Here is a 19322-nt window from a genome sequence, read left to right on the forward strand (position 1 = left end):
CCCCCGCCCTCGCCGTCCCCTCCCTGGCCGTCCCCGCCCTCGCCGACGCGACCGAGCTGTCCTGCGACGTCCTCGTGATCGGCGGCGGTACCGCCGGCACGATGGCCGCCCTGACCGCGGCCGGCCGCGGAGCGGACGTACTGCTGCTGGAGAAGGCGCACGTACGGCACTCCGGCGCCCTCGCCATGGGCATGGACGGGGTCAACAACGCGGTCGTCCCGGGCCGCGCCGAACCCGACGACTACGTCGCCGAGATCACCCGCGCCAACGACGGGATCGTCGACCAGTCCACCGTCCGGCAGACCGCGACCCGCGGCTTCGACATGGTCCGGCGCCTGGAGTCGTACGGGGTGAAGTTCGAGAAGGACGAGCACGGCGAGTACGCGGTCCGCCAGGTCCACCGGTCCGGGTCCTACGTGCTGCCGATGCCGGAGGGCAAGGACGTCAAGAAGGTCCTCTACCGGCAGCTGCGCAGGCGCGAGATGCGGGAGCGGATCCGCATCGAGAACCGGGTGATGCCGGTCCGGGTGCTCACCCACCCGGAGGACGGCCGGGCCGTCGGCGCGGCCGGGTTCGACACCCGCACCGGTGCCTTCGTCACCGTGCGGGCGGGCGCGGTGATCCTGGCCACCGGCGCCTGCGGCCGGCTCGGACTGCCCGCCTCCGGCTACCTGTACGGGACGTACGAGAACCCCACGAACGCGGGCGACGGCTACTCCATGGCCTACCACGCGGGGGCCGCCCTGACCGGGATCGAGTGCTTCCAGATCAACCCGCTGATCAAGGACTACAACGGGCCCGCCTGCGCGTACGTGGCGAACCCCTTCGGCGGCTACCAGGTCAACCGGCACGGCGAGCGGTTCGTGGAGTCGGACTACTGGTCGGGGCGGATGATGGCCGAGTTCGCGGCCGAACTCGCCTCCGACCGGGGGCCGGTGTACCTCAAGCTGAGCCATCTGCCGGAGGAGACCGTCTCCGCCGTCGAGTCGATCCTGCACAGCACGGAGCGGCCCACCCGCGGCACCTTCCACGAGGGCCGCGGGCACGACTACCGCACCCACGACATCGAGATGCACATCTCGGAGATCGGGCTGTGCGGCGGGCACTCCGCCTCGGGCGTACGGGTCGACGCGCACGCCCGCACCACCGTGCCCCGGCTGTACGCGGCCGGGGACCTGGCCTGCGTACCGCACAACTACATGATCGGCGCGTTCGTCTACGGGGACCTGGCCGGCGAGGACGCCTCCCGGTACCGGGCGTACGAGGGGGAGCTGCCGCGGGACCAGGTCGCCGCCGCCCACGAGCTGGTCTACCGGCCGCTGCGCCATCCGGACGGGCCCCCGCAGCCGCAGGTGGAGTACAAGCTGCGGCGGTTCGTCAACGACTACGTGGCACCGCCGAAGTCGGGGGCGAAGCTGTCCCTCGCCGTGGAGGCCTTCACCCGGATGTCCGGGGAGATCGCCGGGATGGGGGCGCGTACCGCGCACGAGCTGATGCGGTGCGCGGAGGTGGGCTTCATCCGGGACTGCGCGGAGATGGCCGCGCGCGCCTCGCTCGCCCGGACGGAGTCCCGGTGGGGCCTCTACCACGAGCGGCTGGACCATCCCGGGCAGGACGACGCGGGCTGGCTGCACCACCTCGACCTGCGCAAGTCGGCCTCCGGGGCGATGGAGTTCACCGCGCGGCCGGTGGAGCCGTACTCGGTGCCGGTCCCGGAGTTCACGCCGGTGGCGGGGCCGGAGCGGTGGCTCGGCGAGGTCGAGCTGGTGCCGGTGGCCACGGCCGGGCCGAGGGACGCCGCTCCGGCGGCACGGCCGGGGGCCGCGCCGGAGCCGCCTCCGGAGCCCGTGGCGGCCGTGGCGCCGGCCGCCGGTGGCGGGGACGCCCCCGCGCCCGGCTCCGGGCTGCTGCGCCTGCTCGCCCTGGCCGAGGAGTCGCCCGGGCTGGAGGCCCTGCGCCCCTTCCTGGCGGATCCCGATCCCGGGGTGCGGGCGGCCGCCGTGGCGGTCCTCGGGGAGACCGTCCCGGACGGGGCCGGGCCGGCGCTGGCCGGCTGCCTGCGGGACCCGGAGCCGGGGGTGCGCGGGGCCGCCGCGGCCGCGCTGCGCGAGCTCGTCGAGGTGCTGCCGGCCGGGCCGGAGCTGGGTGCGGGGCTGCGGGCGGCGCTGGGGGTCGCCGACCCGGCCGTCCGGGCCGCCGCGCTGGAGGTGCTGCGGACGCTGCGGCTGGGCGACGCCGGGGTGTACGGCGCGGCGCTCGCGGACGCCGGGACCGAGGTCCGCGTCACCGCCGTCCGGGCCCTGGTCTCGGTGGACGCCGCGGCGGAACTGGCGGCGGCGGCCGCCGACCCCGCCCGCGAGGTCCGGGTCGCGGTGGCGCGGGGCCTGGCCGCCGTCCGCGATCCGGCCCCGGAGCCGCTCGGCCCGCTGCTCGACGACGCCGACCCGCTGGTCCGGGGCGCGGCCCTGGCGGCGCTGGCCGCCACCGGCTGCCCGCCCGGGTACGCCGCCCGGGCCGCGGCGGCGCTCGGGGACCCCGCGTGGCAGGTGCGGGCCGGGGCCGCGACGGCCCTGCGGGCGGCCGCGCCGGTGCGGGCCGTCCCCGCGCTGGCGGAGGCCCTGGCCGACGGCAACGCGGACGTCCGCAAGGCGGCCGTGCTGTCCCTGCTCCGGCACGGGGCGGCGCCGGGCGCCCGGGCGGCGCTGGCCTCCGCCGCCTCCGACCCCGACGCGGACGTCCGGGCGTACGCCGCCCGCGCGGGGTCCTGAGGGCCGACGGGCGGGGGGCGGGGTCGGGTGCCAGGCTGGGTCCCATCCGACCCGTGAAAGGCCGGCACCATGATCACCACCGACTACGTCCCCGGCTCCCCCTGCTGGCTCGACCTGGGCACGCCCGACGTCCCGTCCGCGGCGGCCTTCTACGGCGCCGTGTTCGGCTGGTCGTACGAGCCGATGGGCGGCATGGAGGGCGGCATGTTCCGCAAGGACGGGAAGATCGTCGCCGGGCTGGGGAAGCTCACGGAGCAGGGCGCCCGCCCGGCGTGGATGATCTACTACGACGTCGCCGACGCGGACGCCGCCACCCGGACCGTGGAGGGTGCGGGCGGCACGGTCAGGGTGGCTCCGATGTCCCTGGACGACGCGGGCCGGATGGCACAGTACAGCGATCCCCAGGGCGGCCAGTTCGCCGTCTGGGAGCCGGGGGCGGACCGGGGCGCCGAGCTGGTGGACGGGCCGGGCTCGCTGTGCTGGACGGAGCTGTACACGAGCGACGCGGCGGCCGCGAAGGCGTTCTACGGCACGGTCCTGGGCTGGCGGTTCGACGAGATGGACCTGCCGGGCGGCGGGGGCGGCTACTCCCTGATCACCCCGGCGGGCCTTCCGGACGAGCGCATGCACGGCGGCCTCATGGAGCTGCCGGCGGAGCACCTCGCCCTCGCGAACGGGCGCGCGTACTGGCACCCGGTGTTCGCGGTCGCCGACTGCGACGCGGCGGTGGCGGCGGTCACCGCGAAGGGCGGCAACGTCCAGATGGGCCCGGAGGACGCGGAGGGCATCGGCCGCCTCGCGATCTGCCTCGACCCGTGGAACGCCGACTTCGTGGTCCTGACCCCGTCCCCCGCGGAGGCCTGAGCGCCCGGGGCCGGGCCAGCCCCGGGCCGGACCGGCGTGGCGCCATTCGGGGCAGTGGCGGGTCGTGCCTGTGCGGGGCGGCGGGTGGGGGTGCGCATGCTGGGACCGGGGCGGCGCGTGGCCGCCGTCCGTTCACCGGCGACAAGGAGTACGGGATGTCCTCGGACGTGGTGGAACGCTTCCTGGCCGCGCTCGACCCGGCCCACCGGGAGGCCCTGGGCGGGCTGCCGCGCGCGGAGCAGGAGCGGCTCGCCGCGGAGTGGGAGCTGGAGCTGGAACGGGACACCGACCTCGACACCCTGGACGAGCTGTCGCCGCCGGCCGCCGAGCACGAGGCGGCGCACCGGGTGGTGGAGCGGCTCGGCGAGGAGCGGCCCCCGCGGCCGCTGGGGTAAAAAATGCCGGTTTCCGGCATATGTTCCACCATGGGCGGGTATCACGGCAGCCCGCACCCACCCGCGCTCCCGTACCGGTACGGGACGGCTCCTGGAGGCCGGATGACCTGGGCATCATGGACCACCCGCGGCGTCTTCGCAGGACGCGGCGGGGTGAGCACCGCAGAGGCGGTCCTCCTGACCGGCGAGCTCGACGTCCACACGACCTGGACCGAGGCCGACGGACTGGCGCACGTCGCCGTCCAGCACAGCGGCGCGACGGAGTGGCTCACCCTGGCGGGGAGCCCCGCCCCCTGCGCGAGCGAGGAGGCCAGCCGCACCCTGCACGACGCCGTGCTGCTGGCCGTCCGCGCCGGCAACGCGGCCACGCTCCCGCATCCCGACGTCACGACCCCGGCGGGCTGAGCCGGGACGGGCTCAGGGGCCCTCAGAGCCGGACGCCGTCTCCCTGGACGCCGTCCGGGAAGTCCTGGCCCCAGCCGTTCGGGGCGGGCACGACCGCGCCGTCCAGGTAGTCCGCTCCCCAGCCCGCCAGGACGGCGGAGCTGCCGCCCGGCCAGTCGGGGAGCCGGGTCGCGAAGCCGCTGGGCCAGTCCACGGCGGGAGCGTCGCTGCCGATGCAGGTGGGGCAGTTGGCCGCCGACGCCGACGGGGCGGTGACGGCCGCGAGGGCGGCCACCAGGGCGGCGGCGGTGGCCGCGCGGGCGAGGAGGGGCTTCGTGGGCTGCATGCGCGCCATGCTCGCAGCGGGGCCGGGTGGAGGACAGGGTTCAGCCCTGTGAGACCCTGCGGATTCCAACGGGCGGTCGCAGGCAACCTGTTGGGGTGTTCGGGCGTCATGCAGCCGGGGTGGGCCGACCGCCACGGCGGGAGAACGCGAGGAATGTCGGCTCCGCCCCGGCTTGCCGGACCGGTGGTGCCCACGTGCGAGGGCCCGGCCCGCCCGGCAGGGCCCGTCCCCCGCACCGCGCACGTCGAGAGGCCTCCCCCACATGCCCCTGGTCAGACCGGACTTCAGCATCCTGTCCGAGGAGTACGCCGCCGCCCCCCACCGCTGGTTCGCCCACCTCAGGGAGCGTGCTCCCGTGCACCACGAGCCCGCGCTCGGCAGCTTCTTCCTCTCCCGCCACGAGGACGTGCGGCGGGTGCTGACCGACCACGAGGCGTTCACCACCGACATCCTGGAGGTCCGCGCCGAGCCGGTGATGCGGGGCCGGGTCCTCGCCCAGATGACCGGGGCCGAGCACACCGCCAAGCGCAGGATCGTGGTGCGGAGCTTCACCGGTGACGCCCTGCGGGAGCAGGCGCGCACGGTCCGGGCCCACGCCGCCGAGCTCCTGGCGCCCCTCCTCCCCCGGGGCCGATTCGACCTCGTGGGCGACTTCGGCAGGCCGCTGGCCGTCCGGGTGACGCTCGACGTCCTCGGTCTGGACGTGCGGGACGCGCCGCCCCGGATCGCCTCCTGGATCGCCGGGGTGACCGAGTTCGTCACCGGCCTGGTCCTCGGCCCCGGACGCCGCCGCCACTGCCTGGACTGCGCCGAGCGGCTGGAGGCGTACCTGGCCCCCGTGATCGCGGAGCGCCGCCGCCGCCCCGGCGAGGACCTGGTCTCCCGGCTGTGCACCGCCGAGTCCGGCGGCATCGCCATGAGCGACCGCGACGTCACCGCACTGGTCCTCAACGTACTGGTCGCCGCGACCGAGCCCGCCGACAAGACCCTGGCGCTGCTCTTCAAGCACCTGATCGACCATCCCGCACAGCTGGCCCGGGTCCGCCGGGACCCGGACCGGCTGCTGCCCGCCGCGATCGCGGAGACCCTGCGGTACACCCCGCCGGTCCAGCTGATCCCCCGCCAGGCGGTGCGGGAGGCCGTGTTCGCCGGCACCGTCCTCCCGGCGGGCAGCACCGTCTACTGCGTGGTCGGCGCCGCCAACCGCGACCCCGAGGTCTTCGCCGACCCGGACTCCTTCGACATCGACCGCGCGGACCTGGGCACCGCCCGGTCCTTCACCGCGGCCGCCCAGCACCTGGCGTTCGGTGCCGGGCTCCACCAGTGCGTGGGCGCGGCCTTCGCGCGCGCCGAGACCGAGACGGTCGCCGCGATGCTGCTGCCCCTGCTGGACGGGGTCCGGTTCAGCCCCGGCTCCCGCTACCGGGAGGCCGGCCTGTACACCCGCGGCCCGGTCGCCCTTCCGCTGGACTTCACGCCGCTCCGCGCGGCCTCCTGACCTCCCGACCCACCGACCCACGAAGGCAGCGATGACACCCACCGACATCACCCGAGCCATCAACGACCTGCTGTTCACCCCCGGCCTGGACCTCGACGAGGCCCTCGACCGGCACTTCGCCCCCGGCTACCGCCAGCGCACGAACGGCGAGTGGAGCGACCGGGAGTCCTTCGCCCGGCACATGACCCGGCTGCGCTCGCTGGTCAGCGGCGGGCACATAGAGGTCCACGAGGAACTCCGCGACGGGCTGCGCTACGCCGACCGGCACACCGTGACGGTCACCCAGCGCGACGGCCACACCTCCCGCATCGAGGTCTACCTCTTCGCCGAACTGGCCCCCGACGGCCGGTTCCTGCGCGTCGAGGAGACCACCCTCCTCGTCGACGGCCGCCCCGACGACGGGAGGCTCGCGAGCATCAAGTGACGGGGCGGGGCCGGGGGCGTGCGCCCTCGGCCGGGTACGGTGGAACAAGGGGCTGGGAGCTGTCGATGGTGTCCGTCGGGGAAAGACTGAGCAGGGCGAGGGTCCGTGCCTTCATAGGCCGGGACGAGGAGATCGAGCGCTTCCGGGAGGCACTGGCCGGCGATCCGGCGGCGCCCTTCGCGTTCTACGCGTACGGGCCCGGCGGCATCGGGAAGTCGACGCTGCTGCGGCGCCTGGCGGACCACGCCCGTGCGGCGGGCCGGCTGCTCGTCGAGCTCGACGGCCGGTTCGTCGAGCGCGACCCGGCCGCGTTCGAGCGGGCCGCCGGGCCCTTCCTCGACGTCCCCGGCACGGTGCTGTTCGTCGACTCCTTCGAACACTGCCAGTGGCTGGAGAGCTGGCTGTGGCACCACTTCCTGCCCCGCGCCGCCGACGACGCCCTCGTGGTACTGGCCGGGCGGCGCGCCCCGCAGCCGCAGTGGACCGCCGACCCGGCCTGGGCCCGGCTGCTGCACGTGAGCGAGCTGGAACCGTTCACCGCCGAACAGGCCCGCGGGCTGCTGGTCGCGTCGGACATCCGGCCCGAACTGCGCGACCGGGTGCTGCGCTTCGCCGGCGGCAACCCGCTGGCCCTGTCCCTCGCGGCCGCCGCGGGATCGGCGGGCTGCGGCCGGGAGGAGATCTGGGCACCCTCGGCGGACGTCCTGCGCACCCTGCTGGCGGGGCTGATCGGCGAGGTGCCCACGGCGTCGCACCGCCGTGCGCTGGAGGTGGCGGCGCAGGCGCACTCGACCTCCGAGGAGCTGCTGGCCGCCGTACTGCCCGACGAGGACGCCCATCCGCTCTTCGCCTGGCTGCGGGACCTCCCGTTCATGGAGTCCACCCGGCGCGGCCTGCACCCGCACGACGCGGCGCGCGAGACCCTGGCCGCCGACCTGCGCTGGCGGGCGCCGAACGCCTTCGAGACGATGCGCCGGCGCCTGGCGGACGAATACCTGCGGCTGCTGCGCGAGGCGCCCGAGGAGCGGGTGTGGACCGTCACCGACGAGCTCTTCTACCTCTTCCGCGAGGGCGAGACCCTGGCGCGGCTGCGCACCTGGTCCCGCGAGGACGAGGTGCACGACCGCCCCCTGCACCCGGAGGACCTCGACGTCGTGCTGCGCATGGCCGAGGAGGCCGAGGGGCCCGACTCGGCGGCCGTCGTGCGCTACTGGGCGCGCCGCCAGCCGGAGGCGTTCAGCGTCTACCGCCTGGTGAGCACCGGGCGGGTCGTCGCGTTCACAGCCCGGCTCGTGCTGGCGGCCCCGCCCGGTCCCGAGGACCTGGCCGCCGACCCGGTCGTCGCCGCCGCCTGGCGGTACACCGACGCGACCGCGCCGGTGCGGCCCGGCGAGCACATCGGCGTCAGCCGGTTCACCGTCTACCCCGAGCGGTACCAGGTCCCCTCGCGGGTCATCGACCTGAGCAGTTCCCGGGCCCAGGCGGAGGCCGCGCGGGCGCGCGGGCGCGCCTACGGCTTCGCCGTCTTCCGGGACGCCGAGACCTGGGCGGCGCGGGTGCGGGGGACGCTCGTCGACACGGGCGCGCGGCCCGCCGTGGGCGGGCACACCTACGGGGTGTTCGGCGTCGACTGGCGCCAGGAGCCGGTGGAGGCCTGGCTCCAGCGGTTCATATCGGCCACCCAGGTACCGCCGCCCGTCGCGTCCGGGCCGTCGCCGATCTCCCGCACCGACTTCGACCGGGCCGTGCGCGAGGCGCTGGCGCACTGGCGCGACGCGGACGGCGCCTTCGCCGCCTGCGCCCTGCTGCGCACGCGCCTCGCGGCCGACTGCACCGAACCGGTGGGCGAGGTGCGTGCACTGCTGAGGCGGGCGGTGGACGAACTCGCCGCCGATCCGCGCGGGGTGCGCGCCCGCGAGGCCCTGACGGCCGGCTACTTCTCCGGCGCGCCCACCCAGGAGGCCGCCGCCCGGCGTCTCGGGCTGCCGTACGGAACCTACCGCCGCCATCTGCGCCAGGGTCTCGACCTGCTCTGCGAAGTGCTGTGGGAGCGGGAGCTGCACGGCTCCCCCTGAGGCGGGCCGGGCCGGGTGGACAGCCGCGGACAGGAGTGGACAGTGCCCGCCCCGGCCGGGCCTGGAGAGTGGACGGCGCCCGGCCCGAGTCTGTGCCCCATGAACGCAGCACGCAGACAGCCGGACCGGCCGGGAGCGGTGCTCGCGGTGCTCGCCGCGGCCCAGTTCACCGTCATGCTCGCCACCTCGATCGTCAACGTGGCGCTCCCGCAGATCCGGGCCGGGGCCGGGCTCTCCGACGGCGGCACCACCTGGGTGGTCAACGCCTACGGCCTGGCGTTCGGGGCGCTGCTCCTGGCGGGCGGACGGGCCGGCGACCTGCTCGGCCGCCGCCGGGTGCTGATCGCCGGGCTGGCCCTGTTCGCCCCGGCCTCGCTGGCGGCGGGGCTGGCCGGCTCCCCCGGCCCGCTGATCGCGGCCCGCGCCTGCCAGGGCCTCGGCGCGGCCGCCATCGCCCCCGCCGCGCTCGCCCTGGCGCTGGAGCGCTTCCCGTCCGGCGCCGGGCGCGGCAGGGCGCTGGGGGTGTGGGGAGCGGTCTCCGGGGCGGGCGGGGCGGGCGGCGTGCTGCTGGGCGGTGTGCTCACCCAGGCGTGGGGCTGGCCGTGGATCTTCCACTCGGTCGCGCTGGGCGCGGCGGCGGTGCTCGTCGCCGTGGTGGCGTACGTCCCCGGTGCCGCGGCGGAGCGGACGGGCGGCCGGTTCGACCTGCCGGGCACCGTCACCGTGACGCTCGCCCTGACCTGCCTGGTGTGGGGCCTGACCACGGCGCGCGGCGGCGGCTGGACCGGGCCCCCGGTCGTGGGGGCGCTCACGGCGGCCGGTGTGCTGCTCGCGGCCTTCGTCGTGATCGAGCGCCGCCGGCCGGACGCCCTGGTGCCGCCGCGGCTGTTCCGGGCCGGCCGGGTGGGTGCGGGCAACGTGCTCATGGCGCTGCTGGGTTCGGTGTGGATCGCCCTGTTCTTCTTCCTGCCGCTCTACCAGCAACAGGTCCTGGGTGCGGGCCCGCTGGCCACCGGCGCGGGGCAACTCCCCTTCGCCGCGGCCAACATGCTCGGCTCGGCGCTCGCCCCGCGCCTCGCCCGGCGCACCGGGGCCGCCGCGGCGGTCACCGGGGCCCTGCTGACCGAGGCCGCGGGACTGCTGTGGCTGTCCCGGCTCCGCGCGGACGGCAGCTACCTCGCCGACGTGCTCGGCCCCAGCGTCCTGGTCGCGGCCGGTCTCGGCGCGGCGTTCGTCCTGCTCACCGGGCTGGCCGTGGACGGCGTACCGCCGCGGGACGCGGGCCTGGCCGGCGGGCTGGTGAACACCACCCGGCAGGTCGGCGGCGCGATCGGCCTCGCCGTCCTGACCACCCTGGCCGGCTCGGTCACCGCGGGCGCGTCCCGCGGCCTGCCCGGCCCCGAGGCACTGGCCGCCGGCTTCCGCACGGCCTTCGCGGTGTCGGCGGCGGTGATCGCCGTGACGGCGGCGCTGGCGCTGTTCCTCACCCGCCGCCCGGGCCCGCGCACCCCCTCGTCCGACCCGCTCGTCCGCACGTCCCCTCCAGAGAAGGAAGCACCTCCATGGTCACCATCGACGAAACCGCTCCCGCCGTCGTCCGCCTGAGCATCGTGATCGACGCCCCGCTCGCCACGGTGTGGGACGTCCACACCGACATCGCCGCCTGGCCCTCCTGGAACGCCGACATCGACGCGGCCCGGCCGGACGGCCCGCCGGCCGTCGGCAGTTCCTTCCGCTGGGAGACCCACGGGATGGACATCACCTCGACCGTGTACGAGCTGGTGCCCGGGGAGCGGATCGTCTGGGGCGGCCCCTCCGCCGGCATCACCGGCATCCACGTGTGGACGTTCGAGCAGACGGGCGGCCAGGTCACCGTCCGCACCGAGGAGTCCTGGAGCGGCGCCCCGGTCGAGGCCGCGGCCGACGAGCTCCGCACGGCCCTGCACCAGTCGCTGGTGAGCTGGCTCGCCCACCTCAAGGCACGAGCCGAACGCGCTGTCTGAGCATCCGCCACTTCCGCCACTTCCGCCGAGAAACGAAACGAGGCACCGCCATGACCGGCACCACCGCCAGGCCCCCGTACCTGACCGGCCACTACGCCCCCGTCGTCGACGAGGTCACCGCCACCGGGCTCACCGTCGAGGGCACCCTGCCCCCCGAGCTGACCGGCCGGCTGGTCCGCAACGGCCACAACCCCAAGCCCGGCGTCACCCCCGCCCACTGGTTCAAGGGCAGCGGCATGGTCCACGGCATCCGGCTGCGCGACGGCCGCGCCGAGTGGTACCGCAACCGGTGGGTGCACACGCCCGCCCTGGACGGCGCCCCCTACATGACCGAGCACGGGCCCGACCTGGCCGCCAGCACCGCCGGCACGCACGTCATCGAGCACGGCGGCCGCCTCCTGGCCCTGTGCGAGGCGAACCTCCCCTTCGAGCTGACGCCGGAGCTGGAGACGGTCGGCGCCTACGACTTCGGGGGCAAGCTGCGCGGTGTGATGACCGCGCACCCCAAGGAGGACCCGCGGACCGGGGAGCTCCACTTCTTCGGCTCCTCGCCCTTCCCGCCGTTCCTGACGTACTACGTCGCCGACGCCAAGGGCGCGATCACCCACAGCGCCGAGGTCCCCGGGGCCACGGCCGCGCTCAAGCACGACTTCGCCGTCACCCGCAACCACGTGGTCTTCGCCGAGGGCAACGTCACCTTCGACCCCGCCGAGCACTCCGGGATCCCGTACGGCTGGAGCGACGAGCAGCCCGCCCGCATCGGCGTCATGCCGCGCGGGGCCGACGGCGCCCGGCACGTGCGGTGGTTCTCCATCGAGCCGGGCAGCATGCTGCACGTCTCCAACGCCTACGAGGACGGCCGGGGCCGCATCGTCCTGGAGGGCCCCACCGTGGACCGGGAGGGCTTCCGGCTCTCCTGGAACTGGTGGGTCGGCGCACCGGGGCGCGGCAGCGAGCCGACCGTCCGCTCCTACAGCCGCCGCTGGGTCGTGGACCTGGCCGACGGCACCGTGGGCGAGGAGATCGTCGACGACCTCCCGGTGGAGTTCCCCACGCTCAACGAGGAGTACCTGGGCGCCGAGAACCGCTACCAGTACGCGATCTCCTTCCCCGACGAGAAGGGCTTCGGCGGCTACGGCGTCGTCAAGTACGACCGCACCACCGGTGCGCGCCGGATCCGCCAGATCGGGGACGCCCGGCTGCCGGGCGAGGCGGTCTTCGTCCCCGCCGCGCACGGCACGGGCGAGGACGACGGCTACCTCCTGACGGTCGTCTCCGACCTCAAGCAGGACTCCTCGCAGCTCCTGGTCCTCGACGCGTCCGGCCTCGACCAGGTCGCCGCCGTCCACCTGCCGCGCCGGGTCCCGGCCGGGATCCACGGCTCCTGGATCCCCGACGCCGCCTGATCCCCCGGGACGCCCCCGACCCCCGCCCCTGCGGCCCGCCCCTTCCGGGTCCGCGGGGGCGGGCCCGCGTGCGTGGTGGCGGCCCGTCAGGCGGCCGTGCTGGCAGGATGGCCGCATGGAACGCGTACGCGGCATCGGCGGATACTTCCTGCGCTCCGGCGACCCGGCCGCCCTCGGCGCCTGGTACCGCGACTGCCTGGGGCTGGACGCCGACGAGCACGGGCTGTGGCGCCAGGAAGCGGGTCCGACGGTGTTCGCGCCCTTCGAATCCGGGACCGAGTACTTCGGCTCGCCCGCCCAGCAGACCATGCTGAACTTCCGGGTCCGCGACCTGGACGCGATGCTCGCGCAGCTGCGCGCCAAGGGGGCGGCGGTGGCGGAGGAGACCCAGGACGCGGACGGCGTCGGCCGGTTCGGCTGGGTCACCGATCCCGAGGGCAACCGGATCGAGCTGTGGGAGCCCGCGTAAGGGCCGTGGCAGCGTTTGCCGGCCGCTGAGGACGGCAGGAGACTGGTGGTATCAGCGTGGCTCCGCCGCGGGCGCATGCCCGGCCGGCGCCGGCTCTCACCGGGGTGCGCCGACGGCGCCCGGTACGGTCCTCCGGCCACCCGCCGGTACCTCACATCCTGCGACGGAGACGGTGAACCGTCAACCGTTGGTCCTCTCCACCAGGAGGTGCCCCATGAGCAGGACCCGCCCGATCAACTGCATCATCCCCCCGTACATCCTCGACAGGCTCATGGAGAGCGAAGACGCCGAGGTGCGGCAGGCCGCGTTGGACACCCTGCTGACCACGGCCCGGCTGCGGGGCGAGCGCTCCCTGCGCGCGGGCCTCGCCGGCCTGTCGGCGGTCCCCGGCAACGGCCGGCGCACCGTGTTCGACTGCGAGCAGAGCGAGGAGCTCTCCGACGCGGTCATGGCCAGGTCGGAGAACGGTCCGGAGTCCGCGGACGGGGCCGTGAACCAGGCGTTCGACGCGCTCGGCCTGACCCGGGACTTCTACCAGGAGGTGTTCCAGCGCGATTCGATCGACGACCGGGGCATGCGCCTGAACGCGTTCGTCCACTTCGGCCGCAAGGTCAACAACGCGTTCTGGGACGGCAGTGAGATGCTCTTCGGCGACGGGGACGGGGTGGAGCTCGGCAACCTCACCGGATCCCTGACCGTGGCCGGCCACGAGCTGACGCACGGGGTCGTCGACCACACCTCGGGTTTCGAGTACCACAACCAGTCCGGGGCGCTGAACGAGTCCATGGCGGACGTCTTCGGGTCCCTGGTCAAGCAGTGGTCGATGAAGCAGACGGTCGAGGAGGCCGACTGGCTCATCGGGGCCGAGGTGTGGACCCCGGGGATCGAGGGCGACGCCCTGCGGTCCATGAAGGCGCCCGGGACGGCGTACGACAACCCGTTGGTCGGGAAGGACCCGCAGCCGGACCGGATGAGCAGGTTCGTCCACCTGCCGGACACCCCGCGGGGCGACAACGGCGGGGTGCACTTCAACTCCGGCATTCCGAACAAGGCGTTCTTCGCGACGGCCGCCGGCATCGGCGGGTTCGCCTGGGAGTTCACCGGCCGGATCTGGTACGAGGCGCTGCGGGCCTCCCGCCCCCGGGACACGTTCCAGGAGTTCGCGGACATGACCTTCCAGCAGGCCGGCCGGCTGTTCACCGCCGGCAGCCCCGAGCAGGCGGCCGTGGTGGCGGGCTGGCAGGAGGTGGAGATCCAGATCACCGGGGTCCCGCCGGGGCTCGCCCGGCCGCGGTCCTTCGCGGTCAACGGGCACGGCGGCGCGGGCAGGGAGACCGACCTGGCGGCCCTGACCCGGCAGATCGCCGCGCTCGGCGACAAGGTGACGGGGCTGGCCAGGGAACTGGCCGCCCTGAAGGCGAAGGGCTCCAGGTGACGATGAAGGTGACCCTGGAGTCGTACGGCGGGCTGGCGGCGGCGGCCAACCTCCGCCGCCCGCCCGGCGTACTGGACTCCGCCGACCTGCCCGCGAGCGCCGCGGCCGAGCTGGAGCGGCTGGTGGCCGCGGCCGTGGCGGCGCCCCCGCCGCGGGACACGGGCCGGGCCAGGGACGCGATGGGGTACGCGGTCACGGTGGAGGACGGCGGCCGCCGGACGGTGCTCGAACAGTCGGACGGCGCCATGTCCCCGGCCTTCGCGGCCCTGGTCGCACGGCTCCGCGACCACTTCGCGCGGGGGTGACTCAGCCCGCGTCCCCCGCGAAGGTCCGCAGCAGGTCCGCCGCGACGCCGACGGCGATGACGGCGGGTTCCTTCCCGGTGATCCCGGCCATGCCGATCGGGGTCTTGATCCGGTCGATGGCGTCGTCGTCGTGGCCGCCCTCGGTGGCCAGACGGCGGCGGAACCGCGCCCATTTGGCGGCCGAGCCGATCAGCCCGATCGAGCCCAGCCCGGGGGTGCGCAGGGCCGCGTCGCACAGGGCGGCGTCCTCCGCGTGGTCGTGGGTCATGATCAGGACGTGCGTGCCGGGCGCCAGTTCCCCGAGCACCTCCTCCGGCAGCAGCGGGACGTGGTGCACGTGCACCTGCGCCACCGCGTCGGAGAGCACCGCGAGGCGCTCTTCGGTGAGCTGGCCGGGGCGGGTGTCGACCAGGTGGAGGTCCAGGTCGTGGCGGGCCAGGATGCGGGCCAGCTCCATGCCGACGTGCCCGACGCCGAAGACCGCCACCGACGGGACCACCGGCAGCGGTTCGAGCAGGACGCTGACCGCCCCGCCGCAGCACTGGACGCCGTGCGGGCCGGTGACCTTGTCGTTCAGGGCGAAGTCCATCAGCTCGGGCTCCTGGTCCGGCAGGCCTATCACCTCGCGGGCCCGGTCGATCGCCACGGCCTCGATGTTGCCGCCGCCGATCGAGCCCCAGGTCGCGGTCCGGCCGACGACGAGTTTGGCGCCGGCCCGGCGGGGCGCGTGGCCGCGCACGGCCGCGACGGTCACGAGCGCGCCGGGTTCCCGGCGGGCCCGCAACCGCGCGACCGCGGCCACCCAGGTCATGTCAGACATTGCTCAAGACGCTCGTGTCGGCGGGGACCCCGCTGTCGCCGCGCGCGCCGCCGCGGCGGGCGGACTCGACCGCCCAGTACACGGCCTCCGGGGTCGCGGGCGAGGCGAGCTCCACGCCGGTGCCGTCGGGACCGAACGCCGCGGCGGCCTGGCGCAGCGCCTCCCGTACCGAGAAGGCCAGCATCAGCGGGGGCTCGCCGACCGCCTTCGAGCCGTAGACCGCGCCCTCCTCGGTGGCGTTCTTCAGCAGGGTGACGTGGAACTCCTCGGGCATCTCCGAGAAGCTCGGCAGCTTGTAGGTGCTCGCGGCCTGGGTCAGCAGCCGGCCGCGGTGCGGCCCGTCGCCGGTGTCCCAGCGCATGTCCTCCAGGGTCAGCCAGCCCGCGCCCTGCACGAAGCCGCCCTCGACCTGGCCGATGTCGATCATCGGGGACAGGCTGTCGCCGACGTCGTGCACGATGTCCACCCGCCGGATGCGGTACGCGCCGGTGAAGCCGTCCACCTCCACCTCGGCCGCGGCGGCACCGTAGGAGAAGTACTTGAACGGGGATCCCCGGAAGGACTTCGCGTCCCAGTGCAGGCCCTCGGTGCGGTAGAAGCCGGCGGCGGACAGCTGGACCCGCTGGAAGTACGCCGTGCGCACCAGCTCGTCCCAGGCCAGTTCCCCGTCGCCGCCGACGACGCGTGCGACGCCCTCGACGATGCGCACGTCCGAGGCGCTCGCCCCCAGCCGGGTGGCGGCGACCTGGAGCAGCCGTCCGCGCAGCTGCTCGCAGGCGTTCTTCACGGCGGCGCCGTTGAGGTCGGCGCCGGCGCTGGCGGCGGTGGCGGAGGTGTTGGGCACCTTGTCGGTCCGGGTCGGCGCGAGGCGCACCTTGTGCAGCGGGATGCCGAGGGAGGTGGCCGCCACCTGGAGCATCTTGGTGTGCAGGCCCTGGCCCATCTCGGTGCCGCCGTGGTTGACGAGGACCGAGCCGTCCTTGTAGATCAGCACCAGTGCGCCGCCCTGGTTGAAGGCGGTGAGGTTGAACGAGATGCCGAACTTGACGCCGGTCAGGGCGAGGGCCCGCTTGGTGTGCGGGTGCGCGGCGTTGAAGGCCGCGATCTCGCGTTCGCGGTCGGCGAGGCGGCCGTTCTCCTTGACCTGCTCCCAGACGGCGGAGATCCGTTCGGGGTGGAGGACCTGCTGCCCGTACGGGGTGGACTGGCCCTGCCGGTAGAAGTTCCGCTCGCGCAGTTCCCTCGGGTCGAGGCCGAGCAGCGGGGCGCAGCGGCCCATGATGTCCTCGATCACGAGCATGCCCTGCGGTCCGCCGAAGCCGCGGAAGGCGGTGTTGGAGACCTTGTTGGTCTTCGCGATGCGGCCGCGGACGTGTGCGTTGGGAATCCAGTAGGTGTTGTCGATGTGGCAGAGCGCGCGGGCCACGACCGGCTCGGAGAGGTCGAGGCTCCAGCCGCCGTCCGCGGTGAGGGTGGCGTCCAGGGCCTGGATGCGGCCCTCGGTGTCGAAGCCGATCTTCCACTCGGCGTGGAAGCCGTGCCGCTTGCCCGACATGGTCAGGTCCTGGGTCCGGTTGAGGCGCAGCCGCACCGGGCGGCCGGTCAGCTTGGCGCCGAGCGCGGCGACGGCCGCGAAGCCGTGGGGCTGCATCTCCTTGCCGCCGAAGCCGCCGCCCATCCGCAGGCACTGCACGGTCACTTCGTTGCTGTGCAGGCCGAGGACGTGGGCGACGATCTCCTGCGTCTCCGAGGGGTGCTGGGTGCTGCTCTGGACGAACACCTGCTCGGCCTCGTCGACGTGGGCGAGGGCGGCGTGGGTCTCCAGGTAGAAGTGCTCCTGGTCGGAGAAGCGGAACTCGCCGGTGAAGACGTGCGCGGAGTCGGCGAAGCCCGCTTCGACGTCGCCGGTCAGCATCTCGGGCCGGGCGCCGTGGAAGCTGCCGGCCGCGATCGCCTCCTCCAGGGTGACCACGGAGGGCTGTTCGTCGAGTTCCACCTCGACGGCGGCGGCGCCGAGCCGGGCCGCTTCCAGGGTCTCGCCGAGCACCCAGGCCACGGCGTGGCCGTGGAACTGGACCTCGTCGGGGAAGAGCGGTTCGTCGTGCTTCATGCCGGCGTCGTTGACGCCCGGCACGTCGGCCCCGGTCAGTACGCGGACCACGCCGGGGACGGCGAGCGCGGGCCCGGTGCGCAGGGCGGTGATCCTGCCGCGGGCCTTCATCACCTGGACCGGGTGGGCGTGCAGCACGTCCTTGGTGCGGTGGACGAGGTCGTCGGTGTAGAGGGCGGCGCCGGTGACGTGCAGGCCGGCGCTCTCGTGGGGCAGCGGGAGGCCGACGGCGGGCTTCTCGGGACGTTCGGACAGTTGGCTCATGACGACACCGCCTCGGTGGTCTGTGCGTACAGCTTCAGCAGGCTCTGGCCGAGCATCGCGGAGCGGTACCCGGCGCTGGCGCGGTGGTCGTCCATCGGGGTGCCCTGGGCGCGCAGGACCGCGGCGGCGGCCTCGGCGGTCTCCGCCGTCCAGGGCCGGCCCTCCAGGGCCGCCTCGGTGGCGAGGGCGCGGATCGGGGTGGCGGCCACGCCGCCGAGGCCGATGCGGGCCTTGCGGACGACGCCGTCCTCGATGTCGAGGGCGAAGGCGACGGCCACGCTGGAGATGTCGTCGAAGCGCCGCTTGGCGATCTTGTGGAAGGCGGTGACGGGTGACAGCGGCAGCGGGACGCGTACCGCGCGGATCAGCTCGCCGGGCCGCCGGACGCTCTGCCGGTAGCCGGTGAAGTAGTCGGCGAGGGGGACCTCCCGCTCCCCGTCGGCGTCGGCGAGCAGCACCGAAGCCTCCAGTGCGAGCAGCACCGGCGGGCTGTCGCCGATGGGCGAGCCGGTGCCCAGGTTGCCGCCGAGGGTGGCGCTGTTGCGGATGAGCCGGGACGCGAACTGCGGGAAGAGTTCCGCGAGCAGCGGGACGGTGCCGTCGAGGCCGCGTTCGATCTCGGTGAGCGTGCGGGCCGCGCCGATCACGACGGAGTCGGATGCGACGCGCAGTTCGCGCAGTTCGGGGAGCCGGTCGACGGCGACGACGCAATCGGCTCGGCGCGCGCGGATGTTGACCTCCACGCCCCAGTCGGTGCTGCCGGCGACGACGACGGCGTCGGGCCGGTCGCGCAGCAGCCGCAGCGTCTCGGCGAGGGTGCCCGGACGCAGGAACTCGGCGTCGCCGCCGGTGTACGCGGTGGCGGCCGGAGCGGGCGGCTCCTGGTCGCGGCGCAGGGCGAGCGGGTCGTCCTCGGCCGGGGCGCCGACGGCGTACGCGGCGTCGCGGATGGGCCGGTAGCCCGTGCACCGGCACAGGTTGCCGCTGAGCGCGTGCAGGTCGAAGCCGTTCGGGCCGTGCTCGGCGCCGGGGGCCCCCTCCGGGTGGGCGCAGCGGCCGGGCCGGTAGTACTCGGCGGCCATGCTGCAGACGAACCCCGGTGTGCAGTAGCCGCATTGGGAGCCGCCTCGGACCGCCATCTCCTCCTGGACGGGGTGCAGCACGGGCGGGGTGCCCGGGGCGCCGGGGGTCGCGAGGCCCTCGGAGGTGACGACCTCCTGGCCGTCGAGCGCCGCGACCGGGACCAGGCAGGCGTTGACCGCCACCCAGTCGGTGGGCCGGTCCGTGCCGGGCCGGGCCACGAGGACGGAGCAGGCGCCGCATTCGCCTTCGGCGCAGCCCTCCTTGGTGCCGGTGAGGCCGCGTTCGCGCAGGAAGTCGAGCACCGTGGTGTGGGGGGTCGCGGGCGCGATGGGGGTTTCCCTCCCGTTGACGGTGATCCGTGCCGCTACCACGGCCGGTCCCCGCTTCGGTGCGCGGTGGTGCTGGTGGTCCTAGTCGCCATTTCATGAGCCTTCTGTTTCGATGGCGCGGCCGGAGAACCCGGAGAGCGCACAGGGGGCGCGCGACGGCGCGCCTCAGGCGGTGAAAGAGGATCGGAAGGGGAGCCGGGGCCGCGATCGGGCACACCGGAAGGGGGGCTGTTCAGCAGCCGTGTGCGACGCGGCCCGGGGCCCAGGCGACCTGGTGAGCGAGGCGGAGCAGTGCGGAGAGGGTGGACATCCGACGTCGCCTCCTTCCGTCAACTCACGAGCCG

Annotated in this window: 17 protein-coding genes; 13 read left to right on the forward strand and 4 right to left on the reverse strand. The window is 74.9% G+C overall.

The genetic code is table 11. From position 1 onward, the window contains the following. Positions 1-23: 23 nt before the first annotated feature. The 4 genes from ACIPW5_RS21880 (at position 24) to ACIPW5_RS21895 (ending at position 4432) form a co-directional block, all read left to right on the forward strand. Positions 24-2768, forward strand: coding sequence for a fumarate reductase/succinate dehydrogenase flavoprotein subunit (locus tag ACIPW5_RS21880; protein WP_401247749.1), 2745 nt, complete (start codon positions 24-26; stop codon positions 2766-2768). A 69-nt stretch (positions 2769-2837) separates the two neighbouring features. Further along, positions 2838-3632 carry a VOC family protein gene (locus ACIPW5_RS21885; RefSeq protein WP_401247282.1) on the forward strand — a complete coding sequence of 265 codons (795 nt, stop codon included), beginning with the start codon at positions 2838-2840 and terminating at the stop codon, positions 3630-3632. A gap of 155 nt (positions 3633-3787) precedes the next feature. After that, entirely contained in the window at positions 3788-4027 is a 240-nt protein-coding gene (locus ACIPW5_RS21890; protein WP_401247285.1) for a hypothetical protein, read from the forward strand. A 102-nt stretch (positions 4028-4129) separates the two neighbouring features. Next, a complete protein-coding gene (locus ACIPW5_RS21895; protein WP_401247288.1) occupies positions 4130-4432 on the forward strand; it encodes a hypothetical protein in 303 nt (100 codons plus the stop codon). A gap of 22 nt (positions 4433-4454) precedes the next feature. On the opposite strand, the gene ACIPW5_RS21900 is transcribed toward ACIPW5_RS21895, so the two are convergent. Continuing rightward, positions 4455-4757 carry a hypothetical protein gene (locus ACIPW5_RS21900; RefSeq protein WP_401247291.1) on the reverse strand — a complete coding sequence of 101 codons (303 nt, stop codon included), beginning with the start codon at positions 4755-4757 and terminating at the stop codon, positions 4455-4457. A gap of 262 nt (positions 4758-5019) precedes the next feature. On the opposite strand from ACIPW5_RS21900, the gene ACIPW5_RS21905 reads away from it, so the two are divergent. From ACIPW5_RS21905 to ACIPW5_RS21945, 9 genes are all read left to right on the forward strand, one after another. Next, positions 5020-6255, forward strand: a complete 1236-nt coding sequence (locus tag ACIPW5_RS21905) for a cytochrome P450 (RefSeq protein ID WP_401247292.1) — start codon at positions 5020-5022, stop codon at positions 6253-6255. Between the two features lie 31 nt (positions 6256-6286). Then, positions 6287-6679 (forward strand): nuclear transport factor 2 family protein, encoded by a 393-nt coding sequence (locus ACIPW5_RS21910; RefSeq protein ID WP_401247295.1) that lies wholly within the window; start codon positions 6287-6289, stop codon positions 6677-6679. A gap of 65 nt (positions 6680-6744) precedes the next feature. Next, positions 6745-8754, forward strand: coding sequence for an ATP-binding protein (locus ACIPW5_RS21915; protein WP_401247298.1), 2010 nt, complete (start codon positions 6745-6747; stop codon positions 8752-8754). A gap of 99 nt (positions 8755-8853) precedes the next feature. After that, on the forward strand, positions 8854-10359 hold the full coding sequence (locus ACIPW5_RS21920) for an MFS transporter (protein WP_401247300.1): 1506 nt from the start codon (positions 8854-8856) through the stop codon (positions 10357-10359). Beyond that, positions 10317-10757, forward strand: a complete 441-nt coding sequence (locus ACIPW5_RS21925; RefSeq protein WP_401247303.1) for an SRPBCC family protein — start codon at positions 10317-10319, stop codon at positions 10755-10757. The genes ACIPW5_RS21920 and ACIPW5_RS21925 overlap by 43 nt, the downstream gene beginning before the upstream one ends. 50 nt (positions 10758-10807) lie before the next feature. Beyond that, a complete protein-coding gene (locus tag ACIPW5_RS21930; protein WP_401247306.1) occupies positions 10808-12163 on the forward strand; it encodes a carotenoid oxygenase family protein in 1356 nt (451 codons plus the stop codon). A gap of 115 nt (positions 12164-12278) precedes the next feature. After that, the gene (locus tag ACIPW5_RS21935; RefSeq protein ID WP_401247309.1) at positions 12279-12632 is read left to right on the forward strand and encodes a VOC family protein; all 354 of its coding nucleotides are present in this window, start codon (positions 12279-12281) and stop codon (positions 12630-12632) included. Positions 12633-12846: 214 nt separating this feature from the next. Continuing rightward, on the forward strand, positions 12847-14067 hold the full coding sequence (locus tag ACIPW5_RS21940) for a M4 family metallopeptidase (protein ID WP_401247312.1): 1221 nt from the start codon (positions 12847-12849) through the stop codon (positions 14065-14067). A gap of 2 nt (positions 14068-14069) precedes the next feature. After that, positions 14070-14372 carry a protealysin inhibitor emfourin gene (locus ACIPW5_RS21945; protein WP_401247751.1) on the forward strand — a complete coding sequence of 101 codons (303 nt, stop codon included), beginning with the start codon at positions 14070-14072 and terminating at the stop codon, positions 14370-14372. 1 nt (position 14373) lies between these two features. On the opposite strand, the gene xdhC is transcribed toward ACIPW5_RS21945, so the two are convergent. Genes xdhC through ACIPW5_RS21960 form a run of 3 tightly spaced genes read right to left on the reverse strand, consistent with a single transcriptional unit; the run spans position 14374 to position 19020 of the window. Beyond that, positions 14374-15183: a xanthine dehydrogenase accessory protein XdhC gene (gene xdhC / locus ACIPW5_RS21950; RefSeq protein ID WP_401247754.1), complete on the reverse strand. Its 810-nt coding sequence runs from the start codon at positions 15181-15183 to the stop codon at positions 14374-14376. 1 nt (position 15184) lies between these two features. Next, positions 15185-17566 carry a xanthine dehydrogenase molybdopterin binding subunit gene (gene xdhB, locus ACIPW5_RS21955; RefSeq protein WP_401247315.1) on the reverse strand — a complete coding sequence of 794 codons (2382 nt, stop codon included), beginning with the start codon at positions 17564-17566 and terminating at the stop codon, positions 15185-15187. Beyond that, complete coding sequence (locus ACIPW5_RS21960) at positions 17563-19020, reverse strand: xanthine dehydrogenase small subunit (RefSeq protein WP_401247318.1); 1458 nt, start codon at positions 19018-19020, stop codon at positions 17563-17565. Before ACIPW5_RS21960 ends, xdhB begins: the two co-directional genes overlap by 4 nt. Positions 19021-19322: the final 302 nt, after the last annotated feature.

The sequence above is a fragment of the Streptomyces sp. NPDC090077 genome, assembly GCF_044747545.1.
GTDB lineage: Bacteria > Actinomycetota > Actinomycetes > Streptomycetales > Streptomycetaceae > Streptomyces.